This window comes from Planctomycetia bacterium (assembly GCA_034440135.1).
GTDB lineage: Bacteria > Planctomycetota > Planctomycetia > Pirellulales > JALHLM01 > JALHLM01.
On record JAWXBP010000009.1, the window covers coordinates 36,096 to 58,886 of the forward strand.

General features: G+C 61.6%; 19 protein-coding genes and 1 tRNA gene. 10 read left to right on the top strand and 10 right to left on the bottom strand.

Annotation, left to right across the window (positions count from 1 at the left end; all coding sequences use genetic code 11):
• The first annotated feature begins 189 nt into the window (after nt 1–189).
• Nucleotides 190–1,443 (top strand): DUF1593 domain-containing protein, encoded by a 1,254-nt coding sequence (locus SGJ19_00550; protein MDZ4778723.1) that lies wholly within the window; start codon nt 190–192, stop codon nt 1,441–1,443.
• Between the two features lie 64 nt (nt 1,444–1,507).
• On the opposite strand, the gene SGJ19_00555 is transcribed toward SGJ19_00550, so the two are convergent.
• The 8 genes from SGJ19_00555 to SGJ19_00590 all read right to left on the bottom strand — a co-directional run bounded on the left by SGJ19_00555 (nt 1,508) and on the right by SGJ19_00590 (nt 11,224).
• Nucleotides 1,508–3,049, bottom strand: coding sequence for an AarF/ABC1/UbiB kinase family protein (locus SGJ19_00555; GenBank protein ID MDZ4778724.1), 1,542 nt, complete (start codon nt 3,047–3,049; stop codon nt 1,508–1,510).
• A 111-nt stretch (nt 3,050–3,160) separates the two neighbouring features.
• Nucleotides 3,161–3,532 carry a response regulator gene (locus SGJ19_00560; protein ID MDZ4778725.1) on the bottom strand — a complete coding sequence of 124 codons (372 nt, stop codon included), beginning with the start codon at nt 3,530–3,532 and terminating at the stop codon, nt 3,161–3,163.
• A 59-nt stretch (nt 3,533–3,591) separates the two neighbouring features.
• Nucleotides 3,592–4,083 (bottom strand): chemotaxis protein CheD, encoded by a 492-nt coding sequence (locus SGJ19_00565; GenBank protein MDZ4778726.1) that lies wholly within the window; start codon nt 4,081–4,083, stop codon nt 3,592–3,594.
• 41 nt (nt 4,084–4,124) lie between these two features.
• Nucleotides 4,125–4,742, bottom strand: a complete 618-nt coding sequence (locus SGJ19_00570; GenBank protein MDZ4778727.1) for a chemotaxis protein — start codon at nt 4,740–4,742, stop codon at nt 4,125–4,127.
• Nucleotides 4,739–7,549 (bottom strand): chemotaxis protein CheA, encoded by a 2,811-nt coding sequence (locus SGJ19_00575; protein ID MDZ4778728.1) that lies wholly within the window; start codon nt 7,547–7,549, stop codon nt 4,739–4,741. The genes SGJ19_00570 and SGJ19_00575 overlap by 4 nt, the downstream gene beginning before the upstream one ends.
• Nucleotides 7,546–8,403, bottom strand: coding sequence for a protein-glutamate O-methyltransferase CheR (locus SGJ19_00580; protein MDZ4778729.1), 858 nt, complete (start codon nt 8,401–8,403; stop codon nt 7,546–7,548). Before SGJ19_00580 ends, SGJ19_00575 begins: the two co-directional genes overlap by 4 nt.
• A gap of 133 nt (nt 8,404–8,536) precedes the next feature.
• Entirely contained in the window at nt 8,537–10,477 is a 1,941-nt protein-coding gene (locus SGJ19_00585) for a PAS domain-containing methyl-accepting chemotaxis protein (protein ID MDZ4778730.1), read from the bottom strand.
• A 96-nt stretch (nt 10,478–10,573) separates the two neighbouring features.
• Nucleotides 10,574–11,224 (bottom strand): chemotaxis protein CheW, encoded by a 651-nt coding sequence (locus SGJ19_00590; GenBank protein ID MDZ4778731.1) that lies wholly within the window; start codon nt 11,222–11,224, stop codon nt 10,574–10,576.
• Nucleotides 11,225–11,488: 264 nt separating this feature from the next.
• On the opposite strand from SGJ19_00590, the gene SGJ19_00595 reads away from it, so the two are divergent.
• Entirely contained in the window at nt 11,489–11,845 is a 357-nt protein-coding gene (locus SGJ19_00595) for a response regulator (protein MDZ4778732.1), read from the top strand.
• Nucleotides 11,846–12,178: 333 nt separating this feature from the next.
• Nucleotides 12,179–13,108 (top strand): hypothetical protein, encoded by a 930-nt coding sequence (locus SGJ19_00600; GenBank protein MDZ4778733.1) that lies wholly within the window; start codon nt 12,179–12,181, stop codon nt 13,106–13,108.
• 139 nt (nt 13,109–13,247) lie between these two features.
• Here the strand turns inward: SGJ19_00600 and SGJ19_00605 are convergent, their stop codons facing one another.
• Nucleotides 13,248–14,444, bottom strand: a complete 1,197-nt coding sequence (locus tag SGJ19_00605) for a Gfo/Idh/MocA family oxidoreductase (protein MDZ4778734.1) — start codon at nt 14,442–14,444, stop codon at nt 13,248–13,250.
• A gap of 85 nt (nt 14,445–14,529) precedes the next feature.
• Entirely contained in the window at nt 14,530–15,645 is a 1,116-nt protein-coding gene (locus SGJ19_00610; protein ID MDZ4778735.1) for an aminotransferase class I/II-fold pyridoxal phosphate-dependent enzyme, read from the bottom strand.
• A gap of 277 nt (nt 15,646–15,922) precedes the next feature.
• Here SGJ19_00610 and SGJ19_00615 point away from each other — a divergent pair, with 277 nt between their 5' ends.
• The 7 genes from SGJ19_00615 (at nt 15,923) to SGJ19_00645 (ending at nt 22,227) form a co-directional block, all read left to right on the top strand.
• The gene (locus tag SGJ19_00615) at nt 15,923–16,267 is read left to right on the top strand and encodes a hypothetical protein (protein ID MDZ4778736.1); all 345 of its coding nucleotides are present in this window, start codon (nt 15,923–15,925) and stop codon (nt 16,265–16,267) included.
• A gap of 66 nt (nt 16,268–16,333) precedes the next feature.
• The gene (locus SGJ19_00620; GenBank protein ID MDZ4778737.1) at nt 16,334–17,467 is read left to right on the top strand and encodes a hypothetical protein; all 1,134 of its coding nucleotides are present in this window, start codon (nt 16,334–16,336) and stop codon (nt 17,465–17,467) included.
• Nucleotides 17,468–17,723: 256 nt separating this feature from the next.
• Nucleotides 17,724–19,172, top strand: a complete 1,449-nt coding sequence (locus tag SGJ19_00625; GenBank protein MDZ4778738.1) for an NADP-dependent isocitrate dehydrogenase — start codon at nt 17,724–17,726, stop codon at nt 19,170–19,172.
• 74 nt (nt 19,173–19,246) lie between these two features.
• The gene (gene lpxK, locus SGJ19_00630) at nt 19,247–20,323 is read left to right on the top strand and encodes a tetraacyldisaccharide 4'-kinase (protein ID MDZ4778739.1); all 1,077 of its coding nucleotides are present in this window, start codon (nt 19,247–19,249) and stop codon (nt 20,321–20,323) included.
• A 30-nt stretch (nt 20,324–20,353) separates the two neighbouring features.
• On the top strand, nt 20,354–20,698 hold the full coding sequence (locus SGJ19_00635) for a VOC family protein (protein MDZ4778740.1): 345 nt from the start codon (nt 20,354–20,356) through the stop codon (nt 20,696–20,698).
• 419 nt (nt 20,699–21,117) lie between these two features.
• The gene (locus tag SGJ19_00640; GenBank protein ID MDZ4778741.1) at nt 21,118–22,023 is read left to right on the top strand and encodes an inositol oxygenase family protein; all 906 of its coding nucleotides are present in this window, start codon (nt 21,118–21,120) and stop codon (nt 22,021–22,023) included.
• Nucleotides 22,024–22,140: 117 nt separating this feature from the next.
• Nucleotides 22,141–22,227, top strand: a tRNA-Ser gene (locus tag SGJ19_00645).
• Nucleotides 22,228–22,791: the final 564 nt, after the last annotated feature.

Below are 22,791 nucleotides of genomic sequence, written 5' to 3' on the forward strand. Positions count from 1 at the left end.
AGGCACGAAAAGGACATGCCGACGAACTGCCATCCAATTCATAACTATCTGCCCCGCGATTGAACCATGCTCCGGCGCTCAGCTTTTTCGCGTTGCTTCGCGTCTTTCGCGGTTGCTAGTCTGGCCGTTTCGCTCCTTCATGGACCGTGCTTTACTTGCGGGCTTTTCGCGGAGGAACACGAGCCGCGGATGCGCGTGATGATCGAGACGGACGCGGGGGGCGATCCGGATGATGAGCAGTCGCTCGTGCGGTTTCTCTTGTATGCGAGCGAGTGGGATATCGCGGGGATCATCGCCAATCGGCCGCTGGCACGCGACGGAGAAAATCTGAACACGGTGCGGACCGGCCTCGGCATCGTGCGCCGGCAGATTGACGCGTATGGCGAGTGCTATCCGAACCTGGTTCAGCACGATGCCCGATTTCCCACCGAGGCGTTCCTCCAAGCGCATACTGTTCCCGGTCACAACGATGTGGACGATGGCGTGCAGTTGCTGATCGACGCGGTCGATCGCGATGATCCGCGGCCGCTCTGGTTTTGCAATTGGGGCACCGATGACGGCGCCGCGCTGAGTTGCCTACGGCGCGCGTTGGATCGCGTGTTCGCGGAGCGCGGCCCCGACGGTTATGCGCGCTTCAAAAGTCGGATCCGGCTTAGTTCGTCCGATGAATTCGGCGCGCACACGTACGACATCGCGCCGGCGTTTCCGTTTTGGGTCGATACCTTTCGTCCCGAGATTGATCGCCGGCGGTGGTATCATCGCTTCTCCGCCATCACGGCCACCGCTGGCGGTTTCGACATCGAGCGGGACGTCCGCACGGGGCATGGCCCGCTCGGCGCGCTCTATCCGACGAACACGACCCATCCACAGAAGGAAGGGGATTCGATGTCGTTCATGTACCTCGTCCCCACCGGCATGAACGACCCCAACCACCCGGACTGGGGCAGTTGGGCCGGCCGCTACGGGCTTCAAGACGAAGCCCAGGGACGTCAATATTTTTGGGCGAATCAGAGCGACGCGTGGCGCGGCACGACGCATCGGGAGAATTCGCTTGCGCGCTGGGCGGAGCATTTGCAGAATGATTTTCGGGCACGCCTCGATTGGTGCGTGAATCCGCGCGATCAGGCGAATCATCCGCCGAAGGTCAGCATCGACGGCGAACTGCACCGCACCGCGAAGGCCGGGGAAGAAATCATCCTCGATGGCTCGCCTTCAACAGATCTCGACGGCGATCAGCTTCACTTCGCGTGGATGCACTATGCCGAAGCGAGTTCCGGCCACGTCGCCATCGACCTCCGCGATGCAGACAAATCACGCGCGACGTTTACCGTCCCAGACGCGCCGGCTGGCGCAGCCATCCAATGCGTCCTGACGGTCACTGACGATGGCGAACCCGCGTTAACGCGCTACGCCCGCGTGATTGTCACCGTCGCCGACGAATAAGGCGAACGCGGCTCAATAAGCCCTCGGCGTCTCAGCGCCTCCGCGGTTCAAAATGGCAGACCCGCTATTCCAGCCACACCGCGATGTGCTTTGAGCCCTCGTCCATCTGAAACACCGGGCCAGGCGTGTAGCCGCGGCGGCGGATGTCGCGGACGATTTGTTCCAGTTCGATGTGGCGTTCGCGAATCTTCACCATCAATTCGGGATCGAGCAACTGTTCCAGGTCGTCGATGCCTGTGGCGTTGGCGGTCAGTTCGACTTTCGTATGACCTGATTCACTGACGCGAATCTTCAGCCACTGCGCGAGACTGCGGAAGTCGCGATACGACTGGGTCGGCATCGGCATGGCCAGCGACGCCATTTCACCGGAGAGACCGTGCATGCACGGCCACAGCATGCGCCGCCAATTCACCGGAGCGCCCAAACCGCGCAGGTAGTAAAGCAGTCCGTGAAATGCCCGCATCAGGAAAATCATCTCGGCCGGACCGGCGATGCGGAAATTCCAACGGTCATCACCGAGGACGTCCCGCATGCGCTCATCAAGCCGCCAGTGCGCGAGGTCAAAGTTATGATCGGCCACGAACGGTTCGAGCAGCACCTGGCAAAGCGCCGGCAGTTTGTCCGCCAGCGGCGCCAAGTATTCAGGGCGAAAGCCCAGCTTCACGAACAACGGCAACGGCGGTTCGCAATGTTGTTCCGTGGCGCGGATCAGTCGCAACAGCGCCAGCACCGTCTCGCGCGACGGTTCGTAGACGCAGCCGAAATCGTACAGGACGAGTTTCGGACCGGAGTCCGTCATCCGGAAACGCAGATTCCCAGGATGCAAGTCTGCGTGAACCTGTCGGCGCATGAACAGTCCGTGCAGGAATGTGCGGACCATCTGCTGGGCGAGGTCGCGGCGCTGCTCGGCGCTCCACTCCGCCACGACCACGTCCCAGTGATCGCCATCTTCCCATTCGGTGACGAGCACTTGCTCGTGGGAAAAGTCCGTCAGCACGCGGGGCACGACCAGAAACGGTTCGCGCGCGGCCCAATCGCGGAAGCGGCGCTGGTGCTCGGCCTCGGCGGCGTAGTCCAATTCTCGGTCGAGATCCTGCGTGATCACGTCGCGATAGCGCCGCATGTCGAAGCCGCGGCGCAGATTGCCCAGCGGCATACTGAGCCAGCCGAGCATGCGGAGGTCGGTTTCCACGGCGTCGCGCACGCCCGGGTACTGCACTTTGACGGCCACCTCCACGCCATTGCGCGTGACGCCGCGATGCACCTGGCCGAGCGAGGCCGCCTGGCCGCATGGATCGATCGAGGACATCACTTCCGCGACGGGCCGTCCCCACGCGCGGACAAGTAGCGGCTCAATCACTTCCCAGGGCAGAGCCTCGGCCGTTTCTTGGAGCGCCGCATATTGATCGGCGACGTGCTCGTCGCGATCCGAGAAACTCAACATCTGGCCGAGCTTTTGCGGCAGCCCTCGCAGCTTTCCCATCCGCTCCGCGAGGTGCCGGCGCACGCGCCGTTGGACCACCTCGTCGTCGCCTGCTCTCAGCCGGCACGCGCTCGCAGCCAAGTCCAGGTAACCGGCGGCGCGTCGCAAAGTGGCAAGGGGCATAGGGAGTGTGAAGTTTTCAGTTTTTAGTGTTCAGTATGTGACTACAGCGCTGGATCGTAAGCACAGTTTTTCATCTCCTCACTGAAAACTGAACACTGAACACTTCAAACTCTAGACGGACGTCGCCGCCACGTTCTCAATCGTGGCGACCAGCAGCTTTTTATCGAAGGGCTTCGTAATAAAGTCCGACGCGCCCTTGCGGAAGGCTTCTTTCAAGATCGTAGTTTGTTCCAGCGCGCTGACGACGATCACGCGCGCACCTGAGTCAATCGCCAGAATGCCTTCCAGCGCGTACAGTCCGTTAAACTGCGGCATCACGAGATCAAGCGTGACGACATCCGGCCGCAGTTCGCCGTAGCGTTCCACGGCGTCGCGGCCGTTCGCGGCTTCGCCGACGACTTCGAAGCCTGCCTCGGTGGCGGCCTCTTTAATCAGCTCACGGATGATCATTGCGTCGTCGACAACAAGCAATCGGACTGGCATGACGGAAAGTTCCTTAACTCGCGCGAACGGGGTCGCGTCATTCTGGTTCGTGGTTCTCGTTACAAAACAACCGCTGGTTGGCCTTGAACTTCAATGCTTAATGCGCCGGTGGCCGGATCGAACTCGACGCGGCGCCCCTGGCTGCCGCCCAAGTGCTCGGACACAACGCGAACATGCGCTTTGGCGAGCGCCGCCTTGACGGCCGCCGCATTGGCAATGCCGATCTGGAGCGGTCCGCTGGCCGCGAACATGCTGGCGCCGCCTGCCAGCTTGGCTTGGTAACCAGCCTTCAGTCCGGTGAGTTTTTCCAGTGCCGCCAACAGCGCCGGCACGGCCGTATCAGCGAACTTGCCGGGTCCGCCTTGGTGCCCGGTCGATTCCGGCAGAACAACGTGGGCCATGCCCGCGACGCGCAGCCGTGGATGATACAGGCAGACGGCAACGCACGAGCCTAGCACCGAGGCGAGCCGGACCGGCGGTTGCGCCGTCAACAGCTGACCCATGCCGACAAACGGCGTGGCGCTGGTCTTGGTTGCTTCCGCGACGGTCATTCCCTGATGCTCCGGCGTTGGTGCTCTAGTGTGATGGTGGACTACGTGGCGGAGTGCAGCGCGTTTTCCATGCGCTTTCTCAACGCCAGCGTGGGCAGGAAGAAGACATTCCAATTCAGCTCTTCGTCGGCCCGATGAAATGCCGTGCGGCAGATCACGGCTTGATCGCAGGTCATGGCCTGTCCGACCAACGCTTGTTCCAGCACGCTCGCGCCGTAGTCCTGCACGAAATACGGCGGCGAGGGGACCAGTTCCACGTCGACGAGCCGCGTCAACGCATTCATGTAAGCACAGCCGAGGATGTTGCCCGTCTCGGTCAAGGCAGATTTTTCCAGCGCCGTCCATTCCCCGTCGACGCTTGGCTCCCGGCCTAGCAACGCGGCGGCCAGGCGGCGACCGTTCTGATCGTCGAACGTGAGGATCATCTCGCCGCCGATTTCGCCGGCCAGGCTCAGCACGACCATCGTCACGAGCTCGTGCGCCCAATCGAGTTCCTGGCACACGTTCTCGAGCGGAATCTCGCGGACCTCGTCGAGGCTGAGCGTAATCAAGCCGTTCGTCCAGCGGCACATCGCGGCCGAAGCCTCGTGCGTCGCCGCGCCGAACAACTCGTGGAGAATCACCAATTCGGGAAGCATGGAATCTGGTTTCCTGGTCATGCTGATATTTCCTCGGACACGCCACGACGCTGAGCCGCTTCGACCAGTGCCGCGATGTCTAAAATCAATGCCACGCGACCGTCGCCGAGGATGCTGGCCCCGGCGATACCCATGACGTGCCGATAATTCTCTGCGAGCGATTTGATGACGATGTCTTCCTCGCCCAGCAGATGATCGACCGTCAAGCCTAGCTCGCGACCTTCGCTGCCTAGGATCACCATCGTGATATCCGCTTGCGGATCGGCCGGCGCTAAGTCGTCTGAGCCATTCCACTCGAACAATTCATCGAGCCTGACGATGGAAACCACGCGCCCGCGGACCGTCGATGTGGGCACGCCGTGTACGGTATTCACTTTATCCGCGCTGATGCGCACGATCTCTACCACTGATTCGATCGGCAGCGCGAAGATCCCGCCATCGACTTCGGCCATCAAGCTCGGCAAAATGGCCATCGTCAGCGGGAGCTTGATGGTCAGCGTCACGCCCTGCCCGGGCACACTGTCGACGTCTACGGCGCCGTTCAGCTCTTCGATCTTGCTCTTGACGATATCCATGCCCATGCCGCGGCCGGAAATCTCCGTGACTTGTTCCGCGGTGCTGAAGCCGGGCTCCCAGATCAGGTTGTAGATCTGTTGCGGCGTCATCCGCTCGGCGTCGGCTGGCGTAATCAAGCCTCGATCCAGGGCTTTTTGTCGGATCCGTTCCGGGTCGAGCCCCTTACCGTCGTCGGTGACCTGAATCACGATGCGGTTGCCGCGATGAAACGCGTTCAGCGTAATCACGCCTTGCGCGGGCTTGCCGGCCGCGACGCGCGCCTCGGGTTGCTCGATGCCGTGGTCGGCGGAGTTCCGCACCATGTGAATCAGCGGGTCGCCCAACTCGTCGATCATCCGCTTATCGAGTTCAGTCTTCTCCCCCAGGATTTCCAAACGAACATCTTTTCCATTGGCCCGCGTGATGTCGCGGATTACCCGCCGGAAGCGCGTGAATAGCGGTCCGATCGGCACCATGCGCGTGTCCATCACCGTGCGCTGAATGCCTTCGGCGACGCGATCTAATTGATGCACTGCCTCGAACAGGTCGTTGATGGAGGATCGCGCCGAGGCCAGCCGCTCCAACTCGTCGCGCAAGACGCCGAGGTCGCGTTGGATCGAACGCACCTGCGTCTGCAACACCGGCAGATTGACGGGCGCCGACCGATCGTCGTCTCGGTCCATAGCTCCCTCGAGCCGCTGCAATTGGCCGAACACTTCGTCCAACCGATTGCGCAATCGTTTATTGCCGGTCGTTTGTTTGAGGCCTTCTCCGATCCGGGCGAAGCGTGCTTTATTGATGACGAGTTGACCGGCCAGATTCATCAATTGATCAAGTCGTTCGATATCGACGCGCAGAGTCTCGACCGGACGGTTCTCTTGTGTTTTCGCTTCGTCGGCCGTGGCGGCTCGCTCGCGCGGCGTTTCGACTTGCGCTGCCGGCGCTGCCTGCAGCTGCGCGGCCGTTAACGGTTCCGCCTCGACCTCGGCCACGCCGACGATCTTCAGCCGAGCAGCGACGTTCGCCGCATCCTGCGCGGTGGCCACGCCGAATTTCAGGTACTCGATCTGCTCCAGCGAATCCAATGCTTCGGAGCTGGGCTCGCTGTAGAAGATCTCGCCCAGTTGTACGAGTCGTTCATAAACCAGCCGCGCTTTCAATCCGACCAGCGGGAAGTCCGCTTGGAAACGCACGCGCCCGATCACGCCGTCGCCGGCGCCTAGTCCAGCGCGACGAAGTTCGGCACGTTCGTCTTCCGACATCCGGACGGTCTTGACGGGCGAAGGAGCGGCCACGCTGATTGTCGGGGCTGGAGTTTCGAGTTGCAGGGCCAAGAGCGACTGGTAGGCCTCGCTAAAGCGGGCCGTGTCCGGAGCGCCGATCTTCAGACCGTCGATGTATCGACGCAACGCGTCGCCGCAGCGCAGCAAGACGTCGGACATTTGCGACGTCAAATCGGCGTTTCGTTCCAGTCGCTCCTGCAACAGATCTTCCATGCAATGCGAGAGTTTCGCGGCGCGGTTCAACCCGATGCTGGCGGCCGATCCCTTGATCCGGTGGCTGATGATCATCAGCGATTCAGTGCCGGAACGGTCGGTCCGGCCGTCGTCCCGGATCAACAGCTCGACGAACGTGTCGAGGGACATCTCCGTTTCGTCGATGAAGATGCCCAGGTACTTCGCCGGCACATCGGTTTCGTCGCGGATATCGGCGAACAAGTCGCCGCGCGGCGCCACGACTCGCGGCGCTTTCTCGGGTGCCGGCGGGGCCGGTAGCTCGGCGGCGAAGTGTTTCTCGACGTCGGCCTGGTCGCCGGCCGCGAGCGAACGTCCGCAGCGTTCCAGGACGTCTTGGATTTCGGCCGCGACGGCGCTGTAGTCCGGCGGCGTTGGCGTCGGATCTTTCAAGTATTCCACCATCGCGGATAGCCGGTCTACGGATTGGAACACGAGCTCGACCGTGTGCGGCTCGAAGCGCAGCTCGTCGCGACGAGCCGCGTCGAAGACGTTTTCGATTTTGTGGGTGAGTGCGTTAATGTCGGCGAGGCCGAGCATCGCCGACAAGCCCTTCAAGCTGTGCGCCGCCCGAAATAGCTCGTTCATCAACTGTTCATCGCACGACGCCGGCGCCCCGTCGGCGAGCGCATGCACCCAATCGTCCAATCGCAGCAGATTTTCGTTTAAGCGCAATAGGAGCTGCGAAGACTCGTCGAGAAAGTCGGCGAGCATGCTGTCCAGCAGGCTGTCGGCATCCGCAGCGGTGGATTCGCTCATCGAGCGCTTTTTCCTTCCGAGCTCTGATACAACCACGGTTGCAATCGCTGCAATTCACGCAGCAAGTCCGACACGCCTTCGGCGGCGCCGGCGACCAGCAATCCGCCGGGCCGAATCAGCTTACGAACGTGGCCGACTGCGGTCTTTTTTGAGACGTCGTCGAAGTAAATCAGCACGTTCTTCAAGAACACCAGGTCGAACGGCGCTTCATTGAGCGGTTCAAGCAGGTTATGTTGCCGGAAGTTGATCATGCCGGTGAGGATGGGGTTCGCCTGCCACGAGGTTCCGTCCGGCTGGCGCGTGAAGTACTTCTTCTTGCAATTCTCCGGCACCAGGTGCATCGCCCGTTCGTTGAAAACGGCCTTTTTGGCCTGCTCCAGCGCGCCGACGCCAATATCCGTGCCGACGATTTGCACGCGCCATTCGGACAAGTTCGGCAACGTCGAAGCGATGCAGGTCGCGACCGTCATGGCCTCATCGCCCGTCGAGCACGCCGCCGACCAGATGCGCAGCGTTTTCGGCGCCTTGGTATCGCGCTCGCGCGCCGCGACGCCGGGCAGGAACTCCCTTTGGAGCCAGTCCCATTGCGCTTGATCGCGGAAGAGAAACGTTTCGTGCGTGGTGACCTCTTCCAGAAAGCGATCCCACTCCAAATCGCTGGGCGGCAACCGCTTGAGTTTGAGGTAGTACGCTTCGAACGTCTCGACGCCCGTCTGCTTGAGGCGGCGTCGGATCCGATTCGATAGCAGCGTTTTCTTCTGCGTCGAAATACGAATGCCCGTGACCTTGTAGATCAGGTCGACAAAGCGCGTCATCTCGGCGTCCGAGATCTGTTCCGCAGCGACTGGCGGCATGCGTTGCTCCTCAACTTGCGCCACGTCCCGCGGCGCTCGCGTTCCAATTCGAAGCGAGCGCCGCGGACGAGTGAATGCGCCGAGCCGCCGGGCGGTTCAGCTAGATCTTTCCCAAACCGTCCGACGAACTGCCTTAGTTGTCGAACTTGACCTGCGACACCAGTTCCCGCAGGCTCGTGGCCTGGGCGCCAAGCTCTTCGCTGCTCGATGCCAGCTCTTCGCTGCCGGCCGCAACTTGCTCGGTCACTTGGCCGATCTGCTGGATCGCCGCCGCGACTTCCTTGGCGTTGGTCGCTTGCTCGACGGTCGCGGTTGCGATCTCGGAGATCTTCTTCGCGGTCTTGTCGACCCCTTGGATGATCTTCGTCAAAGCAACGCCCGTTTGAGCGCTCAACGAGGCCCCTTCCTCGACGCGCTTGGTCGATTCCTTGATCAGCGAAGAGATCTCCTTGGCCGCTTCGCTCGACCGCTCGGCCAGCTTGCGGACTTCGTCGGCGACGACCGCGAAGCCCAGGCCGTGCTCGCCGGCGCGGGCGGCTTCGATCGCCGCGTTCAAGGCCAGCAAGTTGGTCTGGCTGGCGATTTCCGAGATCACTTGAATGATCTCGCTGATCTGTTCGCTGCTGGTCTTGATCAGCTCCATCGCCTGGACCGACTTCTGCACCGCGGCGCCGCCGTCTTCAGCCAATTGGCTCGTTTCGGTGGCAACCTTGTCGGCTTCGCCCGAGTTGTCCTTCACGGCGTTGATGCTGCGGGCGAGCTGTTCGACCGCGGCGCTCATTTCCTCGACGGACGAGCTTTGCGTCTGCGCGCCTTGGGCGAGGGTCTGCGAGCTCTCGGCGATCAAGCGCGAGCCTTCCGTGAATTGGCCGGCGCTCTCGATGACCTGTTCGACCAGGCGGCGCAGGTCCTTCTGCATCGTGACCTGTTGCGTCACGTCCGTCGCGTATTTGACGACCTTGAAGGGCCTGCCGTTGAGGTCCATGATCGGGTTGTACGAGGCCTGAATCCAGACTTCCTTGCCTCCCTTGCCGATCCGCTTGTATTGTCCTTCATCGAACTCGCCGCGATTCAACTTCGCCCAGAATCCGCGGTACTCCGTGCTGCGGGCGAATTCGGCCTCGGCGAACATGCTGTGGTGCTGACCCTTGATCTCGTCCAGGCGGTATCCGAGGGTCTTCAGGAAGTTCTCGTTCGCATTAACGATGGTGCCGTCCATCTTGAATTCGATCACCGCCATCACCTTGTTGATGGCTTCCAATTGCCCGGCGGTGTCGGCATTCTTCAGGCGTTCGGCCGTGATGTCCGTGGCGTATTTCACCACTTTCACCGGCTTGCCGTTCTGGTCGAGGATGGGGTTGTACGAGGCCTGAATCCAGATCTCGCGGCCTCCCTTGGCTAGCCGCTTATACTGTCCGTCGTCGAATTCGCCGCGGTTCAGCTTCGCCCAGAACGCCTTGTACTCCGAGCTGCGAGCATGTTCGGCCTCGGCGAACATGCTGTGGTGCTGCCCCTTGATTTCGTCAAGGGAATAGCCCATCGCCGCCAGAAAATTCTCGTTCGCGGTGATGATCGTGCCGTCCATCTTGAACTCGATCATGGCCATCGACTTGCTCACGGCGTTCGAAACGCCGGCGTAGTCGCGGTTACTAGCTTCCAACTTCAGTTTCTCGGTAATCACCTCCCAGGTGACCATCGGACCGAGGTACTCGCCCTTCTCGTCGTAGATCGCGCTCACCAGCAGGTCGAGCTTTTCCTCGCCCAACTCGATCGTCGCGCGGTGCGGCAGGTTCTTGTCGTTCGCCAGCAGTTTGCGCTGGTACGAGGGGTTCTTGTGGAAGATGTCGATGCTCTGTCCGACGACCGCATTGGCCCGCACCGGCAACAGGTGCTCGATCGTTTTCAGCGTCCGCTCACTGGCCTCGTTCATGTACACGATCTTCAGGTCGCGATCCGCCAGAATCGTGTTGATCGGCGAATTGTCGGTCATTGCCGACTTCACCGACAGCGCCGAGCGCAAGCTGTTGACATCGTCGTAATTCACGGTCTGCGTCGAATTCTGTGTCGCGGTCATTTCTCTTCGTGCTCCCTGGCTGGTGAACGACGCCCATGGGGCGGCGTGGTGATCGAAATAAATGAATGGAGTGCGGCGCGGGGGCGGCGGCTCGCGTTAGTTGGCCGGCGCGACGTTGTCCTCCGGCGCTTGTTCTTGCGACAGCAGCTTCTCGATATCGAGCAAAATCAGCAGCCGATTTTCCAGCTTGACCAGACCGGTCAGGTATTCGCGGCCGAGCCCGGAGACCGTGGGGGGCGGCGGCGAAACTTGTTCCTGCGAAATCCGCAGCACTTCGCTGACGCCGTCGACGATGATGCCCACCGTCTTGCCGCCGACGTTCACGACCATGATCCGCGTTTCGTCCGTGAACGGCTCTTGCGGCAAGGCGAACCGCAGACGCAAGTCGACGATCGGAATGACCGTGCTGCGTAGGTTGATCAAGCCTTTGATGTAGGCTGGCGTTTGCGGCACGCGCGTGATCTCGCCCATCAGGATGATCTCCTGCACGCGCGTGATCTCGATGCCGTATTCCTCTTGCGCCAACCGGAAGCTGACCAGTTGCATACTGCCGGTCGGCTCGGTCCGCCGTGAGGTGGACGTGGGCGTTTCTCGAATTGCGGTAGTCACGACGATTAATTCTCCCTGGCCGTGGCGATGGGGCGGCGATCCGGCTGGCGTTCGGCCCAACAGGTCTGCTGGGAGCGGGTCAGCCCCGCCGCGCGTCCAGGCCGTGATTTCGCAAACGCGAACTTCGGTGACGCGCATCGAACGTACCGCAACATTTAGGTCTGGAATTACGACCGGTCAAACCGGGACCAGGCGATTCGCAGATGTAACGGGGCGCACAGATCGTCTACTTCCGAGGCCGGTGTTTAGAGAACTCCGCTCAGGCGACCAGAAACGTCTCGCCGTCGCCGTTTGACATCTGGATGGCGGAACCTAGAGTTGCCCCAGTCCGACAAACCTTTCCGGGCGAGACGACCGAAGCTCGCCGTGTCCGATTCTGACACCGTTTCATAGGAAGCACCGATGCGAGTACTGGTTGCCGACGACTCCAGCACCATGCGCAAGATCATCATTCGATCGCTGCTCGCCGTGGGCTGCCCGGGCGCTACGGAAGCAGCTGACGGCAATGAGGCGGTCGCCATGTTTAAGCCGGGCGAATTCGATCTCGTGCTGACCGACTGGAATATGCCGGGCAAGAGCGGCCTGGAGGTCGTCCAGGCGATCCGCGCCATGGACGCCAAGGTGCCGATCATCATGGTCACGACCGAAGCGGAAAAAGCCCGCGTCATGCAAGCCATCGAAGCCGGCGTGTCCGATTACCTGGTCAAGCCGTTTACGGCCGATACTTTGCGCGAAAAGCTCGAGAAGCACGGCTGCTAGTAAATCCCCCGCGCTTTGCGCCCCCGACGAACTCCCACAGACGGCGTCCTCCTTGCCAGGAAGACGCCGGCTGTTTTTGTTGATCGCGGATCGTTCTGGCCATGGGCGATGCGTCGACGCCCATAGGTGAAAACCCCCAAGGCGAAATCCCTCATCAGCGACTGGGTTGATTTTCCTGGGCTGAGTGCGATCTAAACATTCTCCGCTGGCAAACCGACTCGCGGATTCGCCATCTATTGTCACGCGAAAAACGCTTAGCTAAACTGCAGGCGTCGAAGTAAATAGCGCTCACTTTTCTGTCGCGTTCGTCGACTTGCTGAGGAGCCTCTGACTATGGCGACTTCGCGCCAACATGCCGAGATGGATAGTGCCGAATGGGCCGTCGTGATCGGCGGGTTTTCCCTATTCGCGATAGGTTTGCTGTCGGTCTTAGTCGTCGTGGCCGTCAATCGTCGGCCTGCCGCGCCGGTCATAGCAGCGGCGCCAATTCCACCTGCCGCCGCGCAGCCCGTCGCGGCATCGCCCTCGCCTTACGCGCCGGCTGCACCGGTCTCCACATCACCGCCGGTGCAAGGCAACTCAACTGAAGCGCCGGCCAGCGATTTGCCGGATGAGCCATTGGATGAATCGTCGGACAATAAAGAACAGCCTTCGACGATCACTCTGCAAGCGCCTTGGCCTGACGAACCAGAAGACCGGCCGCGAGACACCGGCGTTGTCAGCGGTGAAAGCATCGGCGCACGCTTGGCAAGGGAGGCCCAAGAGCGCAGGCAGGCGGACCGCGAGGCGCGCGACGAGCGACGTCGGAAAGAAGATGAGGAACGTCGCCGGCGAATGGAGGGGGCACAGGGAGGCGGGCAAGCGCATACTCCGCCCCCTTCGCACATTCCTGGTCAGCCAAGGTTTCCAGCGAGGCCACCGCAACTGGGTTCACACCGAATCACCGGGCCCGAAGCAACTTCGCCAGTTGATCAGGAAGTAGAGTACGTTGCTACCCAATACACTCCGCCGCAGGAAAACCGCCGACCGTTTCGCCGCAGCCGTTTCGCCGCAGCTGTCGGGCTGCTCGTCACGGGTTTGCACCTCCTCTACGCGTCGATGCTCAATCCGCACGGCTTGAAAGATGGACGCGTCACCCGCCATCTGGTCGACGCAATCGGTACTCCAGGCGCGCGCATTCTCTGTCTACTCGGAGGCGTGGTAGCCGTGGCTTTCGGCGCGCTGGTCTTGTTCTTGAACCTGCAGATGCTGGGAGTCGTGTAGCGCTACACGACGAGAAAGTCCAAGAGCGCTCGCAAGCACAAGCCCAGGGAAGGCCCTCGGAGATTCAGCTATCCCCGATAACTTCGGTGGCCTTCCCTGGGCTTAGCGAGATCGACAATTCCTCACGCGGAGGCCGCCACTACCGCCGCGCTCGCGGATGTTTCAGCGGCAACCAAGCCCCGCCTTGCTTGCTGCTCTCGACGCATTGCTGGATGAAGTACATCCCTTCGACGCCGTCGTTCACGTTGGGATAGAGCGTGTTCGTCTTCTCGAACGGCTTGCCGCTGGCGCGCTCGACCATCGCGTCGTAAGCCGCGCGGTAAACGTTGCCGAAGGCTTCGAGATAGCCCTCGGGATGCCCGCTCGGGATGCGGCAGGACGCTTTGGTGATGTCGGCAATGAACGGCGCGTTGGGGTCGCGGGTGTAAATCGCATGTGGCTGGCCGTTGCGGCGGAAGAACATTTGGTTCGGATTTTCCTGCGCCCAGAAGAGCGAACCCTTGGTGCCGTCGATCTCGATGGTGACGTCGTTTTCGCGACCATGCGTGATCTGCGAGGCGGTCACCGTGCCGAGTGCGCCGTTTTCCATGCGAATCACCGCGTGGCCGTAGTCGTCGAGCTTGCGTCCTTGCTCGAAGGTTTTCAAATGGCAGCTCACGTCGCCTGGCAGCAGGCCGGTCATGAATCGCGCCAGGTTGTAGGCGTGCGTGGCGATATCGCCGAAGCAGCCGGCCGCGCCACTCTTCGAGGGATCGGTCCGCCAGGCCGCCTGCTTCTGGTCGGACGCTTCCAACCGCGTGCGCAGCCAGCCTTGGATGTAGTTGGAACGAAAGGCATTGATCTCCCCCAACTCGCCGTTGAGGATCATGTCGCGGGCCTGCCGCACCAGCGGATTGCCGGTGTAGTTGTGCGTCACGGCGAACACCACGCCGGAACCGTCGACGATCTTGGCCAACTCCTCGGCCTGCGCGAGGTCGAACGTCATCGGCTTGTCGCACATCACGTTGAAGCCGGCCTGCACGGCGGCCTTGGCGATCTCGAAGTGCGTGTGATTCGGCGTGGCGACCGAGACGAAATCAATCCGCTTGTCGGCCGGCAGCGCCTTTTCCTTTTCCAGCAGTTCCTGATACGAGCCATACGCCCGGTCAGGCGCGATGTCGTAATCGGCCGCCGAGGCCTTGGCCTTCTCGGGATTACTGGACAAGGCGCCGGCGACGAGCGCCGCGCGATTATCCAACACCGCCGCGGTGCAATGCACCCGACCAATAAAAGCGCCTTGGCCGCCACCGACCAAAGCCATGCGAAGTTTTCTGTTGAGCGCGCCGTTGGTGGACATGAGGGAGGAGTTGGGAGGAGTAAAGGAGAGTGGGAGTAAAGTAGGACAGTCTCCTTTCGCTCCGCGAAAGGAGACTGTGGTTTCGCTAGGTACTTCGTTTGGCGAGTTTCCTGAGCACTTCCATCCCGCGTTCAATCGTAGCGTCGCTGGCCGCGTACGACAGCCGGAAGTGCGTGTCGTGTTGGCTGAAAATCTTGCCGGGGATCACCAGCAGTTGGTTGGCGATCGCTTCCTCGACGAACGACGACCCGCTGCCGCGCGGGGCTTTGGGGTAAGCATAAAACGCCCCGCCGGGCGTGGCCAGTTCGTAGTCGCGGGAAAGTTGCTCGACGACGTAGTCGCGCTTTTTGCGATAGGCGTCGATGTACGGCTGCATCTCGAAGTCCAGGGCCTCGACTCCGGCCCATTGAAACGGCTGCGGCGCGCAGACGAACGTGTATTGCTGGAGCTTGGTCATGCCATCCACAAGCGCGCTCGGGCCATGCACATAGCCGACCCGCCAGCCGGTCATGCCGTAGGTCTTGCTGAACCCGTCGATCACCAACGTTGCGGGGTTGTACTTGGCAGGCGAGACGAACTCGCCGTCAAAGGCGAAGCGGCTGTAAATCTCGTCGCTCACCAGGAGCACATTTTTTTCGGCGGCCAATGCGGCGAGGTCGCTCGTGACTTGTTCCGTGGCCACGACGCCCGTCGGATTCGCGGGGCTGTTGAACAGAATCAACTTGGTCCGTGGCGTGATCGCCTCGCGAACCTTGTTCACGTCGATCTGGAAATTGGGATGCGAATCGACGATCACGCAGCGCCCGCCCACTAGTTTCACCAGCGGCTCGTAGCTGACGAAGTACGGGTCGAACAGAATCACCTCGTCGCCGGGATTGACCGCGGCGTACATCAGCAACGTTAGCGCTCCGCTGGTGCCGCTGGTGACCAGCAGCTTCCGGTCGGCGTGGCCGTACTTGGCGTCGACCTGCCCTTGGAGCTTTTCCCGCAGCGGGGCCATCCCCTGCGTGGGGGCGTACCCATTCTTGCCGGCGTCGATCGACCGCTTGGCGGCCGATTTGATCGGCTCAGGAACGTCGAAATCGGGCTGCCCGATCGAGAGGTTGATCGGGTCGGTCATCTTGGCCGCCAGGTCGAAAACCTTGCGGATGCCCGAACTATCGAACAATTGCGTGCGATCGGCGATCCAATGTTGGCTCATGGGGGAACATCCTAGCAGGCGGAAAGGGAAATGCCACCGACCGGCCCACGGACTGCGGGGCGTGGCGTAAGTGCCGCTCTGGACAGTCGTTAGCAGACGCTGGTTCACGATCCGCAGGGCGAAATCGCATTGCCGCCGGCGGGCAGTTTCACTACGCTCCCTGGCGCCGCCGGCCGGACAGGGTCCGCAGGCGTTTTTTCTTGAAATGGAAGTTGCCGGCCTTAGAATAAGGTTCTTAGGCCGCGTGCTTCCGCAACTCGTAAGTTCCAGGTGACTTATGCGTGTGGTTGTCGTGGCGACCATGGTCGTGTTGGGGTGGTTGGCGGGTTCATGCTTGGGGGTTCCGGCCGTCGGAGGCGTTCCGACTGCCGCAACGTCGCCGGTTACGGCGTCAGCTTCCCCTGGGTTGGTGACCATTGCTTCGCCACCGCAGGACGGCCTGCAGATGTTCACGGTCGTCGATCCCGCCACGCGGGCGATGGCCGTATATCACACGGATCTCAAAAGTGGGCTAGTCACGCTGATGAGCGTGCGGAACCTGCAGTGGGATCTGCAATTAGAGGACTACAACAGCGTTGCGCCGAAAGCGCGCGAGGTGCGGATTCAAGTCCAAGGGCGTTAGACCGGGGGCAGGCATCGTCGCCAGCCACGTCTCGCTCTCGGGCATCGCACCACGAGAGGAACGAGCATGGCCGGTAAGTTCTTGTCGATGGACGAAGCTGCTTCCCAACTCGGGATCAGCGCCGAGCACCTCCGTCAACTGACGCAGAAGTATGAGGTGAACGGTCTCCGCGACGGCGCCTCGTTCAAATACAAGCCGGAAGAGATCGAGCGCGCCAAGGCGAAGCTCTTTCCCGCCAAAGGGAACACAGAGGACTCGGGCGACCTGACCGACCTGCCGATCGACCTGGCCGCGGACGACGACGGCGACGACATCGTCCTGCTGAGCGAGGTGGAACTCGGCGAATCCGGGCCGGGCACCTCGGCCACGGTGATCGGTCCCGCGGGCGGTCGCGCCGCGCAAGAAGGGAGCGACATCTCGATCTTCGCGCAGGACAGTGACCTCCAACTCACCAAGCCCATGCCCGCGAAACCAGGCAGCGATTTGCTGTTAGGCGGCGCTTCGGACCTGGGACTCGACCTGGGAAGCGCCCTGAATCTCTCGCCGCCTGCGAAGGGAGGCGCGGACTCGGGTATCAATCTTTCCGCCATGGACGACGACGAAGACGATCTCGTTCTGCATGGCCCCGGCGCGAGTGACATCACGCTCAGCCCGGGCGATAGCGGCATCTCTCTGGCCAGCCCTGCCGATAGCGGGCTGTCGTTGGACGGCCCGCTGGATTTGAAGACCGGTTCCTCGGGCAAGGACTTCGATCTCGCTGGCGACGACCTGACCCTCGACGAAGGTTCCAGCGCGAAGCTCGTCGCGGACGACGAGTTCTTGCTTACTCCCTCGGCGGACGGCGGCGACGACGACGACGCCAGCGGCTCGCAGGTGATCGTCATCGATTCCGATTCCGCCGACTTCACCGACGGCGGCATGCTCGAAGAAGATACCTCGGGCGGCTTGACCCCAGTCGGCGCCATGCCGACCGAGTCATTCGGCATGGCCTCCGCTGGCTCGGCGCAAGCCGCGGCCCCTGTGATGCGCGAAGCGGGTTACTCCGGGCTGCAGATCGTCAGCCTGTCGTTCTGCGTGTTGTTCCTCTGCTTGTGCGGCATGATGATGATCGACATCACCCGCAACATGTGGGCCTGGAACAGCGAGATGGGCGTGAACAGCGCCATGGCCGACGCCATCCTCGGCATCTTCGGCGGCTAAAGCGCGCGGAGCCATCTCGCAACGTCGTATCTCGCCGCTAAGCCCAGGGAAGGCTGCACAAGTCTGTCCGTCGGCAGACGACTATTGCAGCCTTCCCTGGGCTTTTTTCGTTCGTTGCGCCGCACGCTCCAGATGCTCTGCCCCGTTCCGCCGATTGACACCGATACCGGGTGGACAATAATGCGGAGTCGTCTCTTTCGCTCGTCCCAGTTGGCCGGGCGCGGCCGGTGTTTTCTCTCCCGAGGAGCTTGCGCAAGTGTCTGGCACTCAATCGATTACGGTGGCGCGTGGCGATGGCATTGGCCCGGAGATTATGGACGCGACGCTGACCATCCTGCGTGAGGCGGACGCCCGGCTGGCGATCGAGGAAATCGAGATTGGCGAGAAGGTTTATCACCGCGGCATCAGCTCCGGAATTGCCCCGGAAAGCTGGGAATCGCTCCGGCGCACGAAGGTATTCCTCAAGGCGCCGATCACGACGCCTCAGGGCGGCGGCTTCAAGAGTCTCAATGTCACGGTGCGCAAGTCGCTCGGTTTGTACGCAAATGTCCGGCCGTGCGTGTCATACTTTCCGTTCGTTGAGACCAAGCACCCGGTGATGGACGTCGTGATCGTTCGCGAGAACGAGGAAGACACCTACGGCGGCATCGAGCATCGCCAGACCGCTCAGGTGATGCAAAGCTTGAAGCTGATTTCGCACCCCGGCTGTGAGCGCATCTGTCGCTACGCGTTCGAATACGCCCGGGTGAACAACCGCAAGAAGGTTACCTGCTTCAGCAAAGATAACATCATGAAACTGTCCGACGGACTGTTTCATAAAGTGTTCGAAGAAGTCGCGAAGGAATATCCGAGCATTCAGAATGAACACTGGATCGTCGATATCGGCGCCGCGAAATTGGCCGACACGCCCGAGGTCTTCGACGTGGTGGTGATGCCGAATCTCTATGGCGACATCCTCTCCGACGTGGCCGCGCAAATCGCCGGCTCAGTCGGTTTGGCTGGCTCGTCCAACATCGGCGAGCACGTCGCCATGTTCGAGGCCATTCATGGCAGCGCCCCGCGCCGCGCCGGGCAGAATCTCGCGAACCCATCCGGCCTGTTGCTGGGCGCGGTGATGATGTTGGTGCATATCGGCCAAACCGACATCGCCGAGCGCGTTCACAACGCCTGGCTCCGCACGCTGGAAGACGGCATGCACACTTACGACGTGTTCACCGAGGCATACAGCAAGCAAAAGGTCGGCACCAAGGAATTCGCCGCGGAAGTCGTGAAGCGGCTCGGTCAGCAGCCGCAGCAACTTCGCCCTGTGCAGTACGTGGCCGGCGCACCGATTCAGGTCGCCACGCCGAAGTTCGATCCCAGCACTGGTCCGAAGAAGGACCTGATGGGCGTCGACCTCTTCATCGATTGGCCGAACGCCGATCGTACCGAACTGCCTGCGAAGATGAAGTCGCTCAGCGGCGAAGGCCTGGAACTGACGATGGTTTCCAATCGGGGCGTGAAGATCTGGCCAGAAGGCTTTTCCGAAACCTTTTGCACCGACCACTGGTGCTGCCGTTACCTGGCGCCGGACCGCGGCGTCGTCGCCCACGCCCAGATCGTGTTGCTGCTCGATCGCGCCGCGAATGCCGGCGTCGACTTCTGCAAGACCGAACACCTCTGCAACTTCGACGGCGAACCGGGATATTCGTTTGCGCAGGGATAAGGACCTCTTTCACCTTTCACACCCTGCCACGGAGTCCACGGATCTAGTCACCGCACCCCCTTCTTGTACTACCCTTGGACGCCCGTGATTTTCATGAGTTGGTCAGTGGGCGGCGCGCTGGAGTAGGCGCGGCGGTGACGCGCGCGGGCTTGCGGCTGGCCGAGACGCCTTACTCTTTGGCAACGCGATTGCGAAATGCCGCCTTCGATCGCGGTTGGAAGCCGACACTACACGTGCCGGTTCCCGTGGTGAGCGTCGGCAATATCACCACCGGCGGCACCGGCAAGACGCCAATGGTGGCCTGGCTCGCTCGCTGGTTTCGCGAGCGGGCGATCCGCGTAGCGATCGTCAGCCGCGGCTATGGCGCGCAGCATGGTCATTTGAACGATGAAGGCATTGAACTCGAGCAAATGCTGCCCGACGTGCCCCACGTGCAGCAGCCGGATCGCGTCGCCGGCGCGTTGATGGCAATCGAGGAATTCACGAGCCAACTCATTCTGCTCGACGACGGCTTTCAACATCGGCGATTGGCCCGCGACTTCGATCTCGTCCTGATCGACGCCCTAGAACCGTTCGGCTACGGCCACGTGTTGCCGCGCGGGTTGTTGCGCGAATCGCTCACCGGACTTGCCCGCGCTCAGGCTATCGCACTGTCGCGGGCCGATCTAGTGGATGCCGCGACGCGCGACCAAATCCGCGCGACGGTGCAGCGTCATGCTCCGCAACCCATTTGGCTCGAAGCGAAGCATCGTCCGGCCGCGTTGCTCAATTCACTCGGCGAGTCCGCTCCCCTCATGGCGCTCACAACCGGGCGATGGGGCGCTTTCTGCGGAATCGGCAACCCGGAAGGATTTCGCCGCACGCTAGAAGACTGCGATTGCCAGCTCGCCGCCTGGCGAACTTTTCCGGACCATCACGCCTATGCCCGCGACGACGTCGAGAGTCTGGCGCAATGGGTGCGACAGGAGCAACTCACCGGGTTGGTTTGCACGCGCAAAGACCTGGTCAAGTTGGCGACCGATCGCCTGGGAGACGCGCCGCTCTGGGCGGTGCAAATCGGGTTAGAATTGACGCAGGGCGGCGAATTGCTGGAAGCGTGCTTGTCGCCAATCGCGAACGCAGCGTTGCAGTTTCACACGGACGACGATTGAATTCTTAGATCAAGCCAGGAGCATCGCGCGATGAAATCGGAACTTTACGCCGTCGAGCTGCGAACCGTCCGTTGGGAGGAGATGCTTGCCTGGTATCGCAAGAGGCTCGGCATGCGGGCGCTGATTCGCATTCCGGAAGAACAATACGCCCTGCTGGAAGCCGGCAACGCGCGCCTGGCGTTGATTGGCCGCGACGCGCCGGATGAAACTTCGGCCCGCTGGAGCCTGGCGCTCGAGTGCGATGATCTCGACGAAGCCCTGCGAGTCGTCGCCCCGGCCGGCGCCCGCATTCTCCGCAATTCGGAGGGCTACCAAGAACTGTTGGTACACGACCCGGACGGGAATCGAGTGCGCCTTTTCTCTTGGCCTGGCTAGTCAGTCGCGCTTCCGCTTGTTCGTTGAAATCGCCGCGAAAAGTACGACCAAGGCCACGATCGGCGTGAGCACAAGGCCGCCGATGATGAGCAATTCGATGGGCGAGATTCCGAACATACGATGGGCACTCCTTGGAAATCTAGTCCCGCGGCTTTTTGGAACCGGCCGCGACGATGATCATCGCGGCGACGCCACCCAAGAGGAGTGCTCCCGCGAGTACGGCGATCAACAGCATCCCGAACGACATCGTGGCTCCCATCGTCGATCCGCCAGTCCATTCTGAGCCGTAAACGCACAGCGACGCACCCACTCAGGAATTCGCTGGGCCGCGGTCGATATTGTACCTGGGATCGGAACAGCTAACATAAGTACGAGCGCATTTCACGCCCCGACTACCGCCGGTCGAATGAGGATTTCTCATGTCGCAGACGAAACAAGCCGACGCCGCGCCTTTGGCCAATTTGGATGAATGGGAAGACGACCTCAAGCGGCGTTACCCAGAGCCGGCTGAAGACGCCCCGACACGGCATTTCGTGGCCACCGATCCGGACAAAAAGGAAACACAATTCCGTGATTACAAGTCGGAAGCCCGGGCGAGCGTCAAGGAATTCTACCGGCTGAACCACACCCAGCAGACCGTCGATTTCGGCCGCGCCAAACGCGGCGAATACTTACCGCTCCGCAAGCGGCAGATGGGCATCTGGGAAGCGATTGACTTCCTCAATACGCTGATCGACGACAGCGACCCCGATACCGACGTGCCGCAAATTGAGCACCTGCTGCAGACCGCCGAGGCCATCCGCCGCGACGGCCATCCGCGCTGGTTCATTCTGACTGGGCTGATTCACGACCTGGGCAAAATCCTCTGCCTCTACGGCGAGCCCCAATGGGCGGTCGTTGGAGACACGTTCCCGGTCGGCTGCGCCTGGTCGGACAAAATCGTCTTCCCCGAGTTCTTTGCCGATAGCCCCGACGCGAAGCGGCCCGAATACCAGACCCGCGCCGGCATCTACGAAGAAGGCTGCGGGCTGGACAACGTGATGCTCTCCTGGGGGCACGACGAGTACCTGTACCAGGTCGTAAAGGACTACCTGCCCGAGCAGGCCCTCTACATGATCCGGTACCACTCGTTCTACCCGGCCCATCGCGAGCACGAATACGACCACCTGATGAACGACCACGACCGCGAAATGTTCCACTGGGTCCGCGCGTTCAACCCGTACGACCTCTACACCAAGAGCGCCGAACGCCCGGACGTGCCGAAATTGATGCCGTTCTACGAGGAACTGGCGGCCGAATTCTTCCCGAAAGTGATGAACTGGTAGGCCGGACCTGTGTCCCTTTAGGCAGGTGGCAGGGGCAGTTTTCGGCTTGCGGGGAAGGGCGGATCGCTTAGAATTTAGTCGTTGCGCGGTTACCTTGCCGGTCGCCGCGTCGAATTGGGAGAGGTGGCAGAGTGGTCTAATGCGCGGGTTTGCTAAATCCGTGACCGGGTAACTGGTCCACAGGTTCGAATCCTGTCCTCTCCGTTAAGTCGTTTTGCAGCAAGAAGTTCCGACTCGCGGGAAGTCGCAAAAGTGGCGCACTCGACAGGAGTTGCGCTCGGTACGTGCGGTTCCCTGCCATCCCCTGCGTGCGCCTGCTGCGCCGCATTCTGCGCGCTCCGTGCGCCGCTTTCTGCGCCGCCTCGCTCCAACGCCACTCCGGCACGATCAAAGTCCGCGTCGGTCACTTGCAAGTAATGCTTCAACGCGATGCGAGGCGTGTTGCCCAGCCAAGTGGTTACAACGTGGATCGGATATTCCTTCGCCAGTTCCGTTTCTCGGCTCGCCCGCATGGCGTGGAACGGTCGGGGCCACGGCGTCAGGCCGGCGCGCTTCACCACCCGCTCGAATTGCGTGCGCAAGTTGCAGTTCCGCCAGCCGCTCGGTGTGTTCGCCGCTTCCCGGTGGTTACCGTCCACCACGTATACCGCACCCTCGGGAGCTAAGTCGAAGGCTTCCTCCAGGATCGGGCGCAATTCGCCGAACAGCGGAATCATGCGGCTGGCCTTGCCTACGTGGTGTTCCGTCTTGGGCGATTGCACGACGATC

What these genes read in the sequence shown, in the direction of transcription:
- SGJ19_00615 (MDZ4778736.1), top strand. Translation starts at nt 15,923, where the DNA reads ATGCGTGTGGTTGTCGTGGCGACCATGGTCGTGTTGGGGTGGTTGGCG.
- SGJ19_00565 (MDZ4778726.1), bottom strand. Translation starts at nt 4,083, where the DNA reads ATGACCGTCGCGGAAGCAACCAAGACCAGCGCCACGCCGTTTGTCGGC.
- SGJ19_00585 (MDZ4778730.1), bottom strand. Translation starts at nt 10,477, where the DNA reads ATGACCGCGACACAGAATTCGACGCAGACCGTGAATTACGACGATGTC.
- SGJ19_00570 (MDZ4778727.1), bottom strand. Translation starts at nt 4,742, where the DNA reads ATGACCAGGAAACCAGATTCCATGCTTCCCGAATTGGTGATTCTCCAC.
- SGJ19_00635 (MDZ4778740.1), top strand. Translation starts at nt 20,354, where the DNA reads ATGAAATCGGAACTTTACGCCGTCGAGCTGCGAACCGTCCGTTGGGAG.
- SGJ19_00610 (MDZ4778735.1), bottom strand. Translation starts at nt 15,645, where the DNA reads ATGAGCCAACATTGGATCGCCGATCGCACGCAATTGTTCGATAGTTCG.
- SGJ19_00550 (MDZ4778723.1), top strand. Translation starts at nt 190, where the DNA reads ATGCGCGTGATGATCGAGACGGACGCGGGGGGCGATCCGGATGATGAG.
- SGJ19_00600 (MDZ4778733.1), top strand. Translation starts at nt 12,179, where the DNA reads ATGGCGACTTCGCGCCAACATGCCGAGATGGATAGTGCCGAATGGGCC.
- SGJ19_00605 (MDZ4778734.1), bottom strand. Translation starts at nt 14,444, where the DNA reads ATGTCCACCAACGGCGCGCTCAACAGAAAACTTCGCATGGCTTTGGTC.
- SGJ19_00560 (MDZ4778725.1), bottom strand. Translation starts at nt 3,532, where the DNA reads ATGCCAGTCCGATTGCTTGTTGTCGACGACGCAATGATCATCCGTGAG.
- SGJ19_00620 (MDZ4778737.1), top strand. Translation starts at nt 16,334, where the DNA reads ATGGCCGGTAAGTTCTTGTCGATGGACGAAGCTGCTTCCCAACTCGGG.
- SGJ19_00575 (MDZ4778728.1), bottom strand. Translation starts at nt 7,549, where the DNA reads ATGAGCGAATCCACCGCTGCGGATGCCGACAGCCTGCTGGACAGCATG.
- SGJ19_00555 (MDZ4778724.1), bottom strand. Translation starts at nt 3,049, where the DNA reads ATGCCCCTTGCCACTTTGCGACGCGCCGCCGGTTACCTGGACTTGGCT.
- SGJ19_00640 (MDZ4778741.1), top strand. Translation starts at nt 21,118, where the DNA reads ATGTCGCAGACGAAACAAGCCGACGCCGCGCCTTTGGCCAATTTGGAT.
- SGJ19_00580 (MDZ4778729.1), bottom strand. Translation starts at nt 8,403, where the DNA reads ATGCCGCCAGTCGCTGCGGAACAGATCTCGGACGCCGAGATGACGCGC.
- SGJ19_00590 (MDZ4778731.1), bottom strand. Translation starts at nt 11,224, where the DNA reads ATGCGCGTCACCGAAGTTCGCGTTTGCGAAATCACGGCCTGGACGCGC.
- SGJ19_00595 (MDZ4778732.1), top strand. Translation starts at nt 11,489, where the DNA reads ATGCGAGTACTGGTTGCCGACGACTCCAGCACCATGCGCAAGATCATC.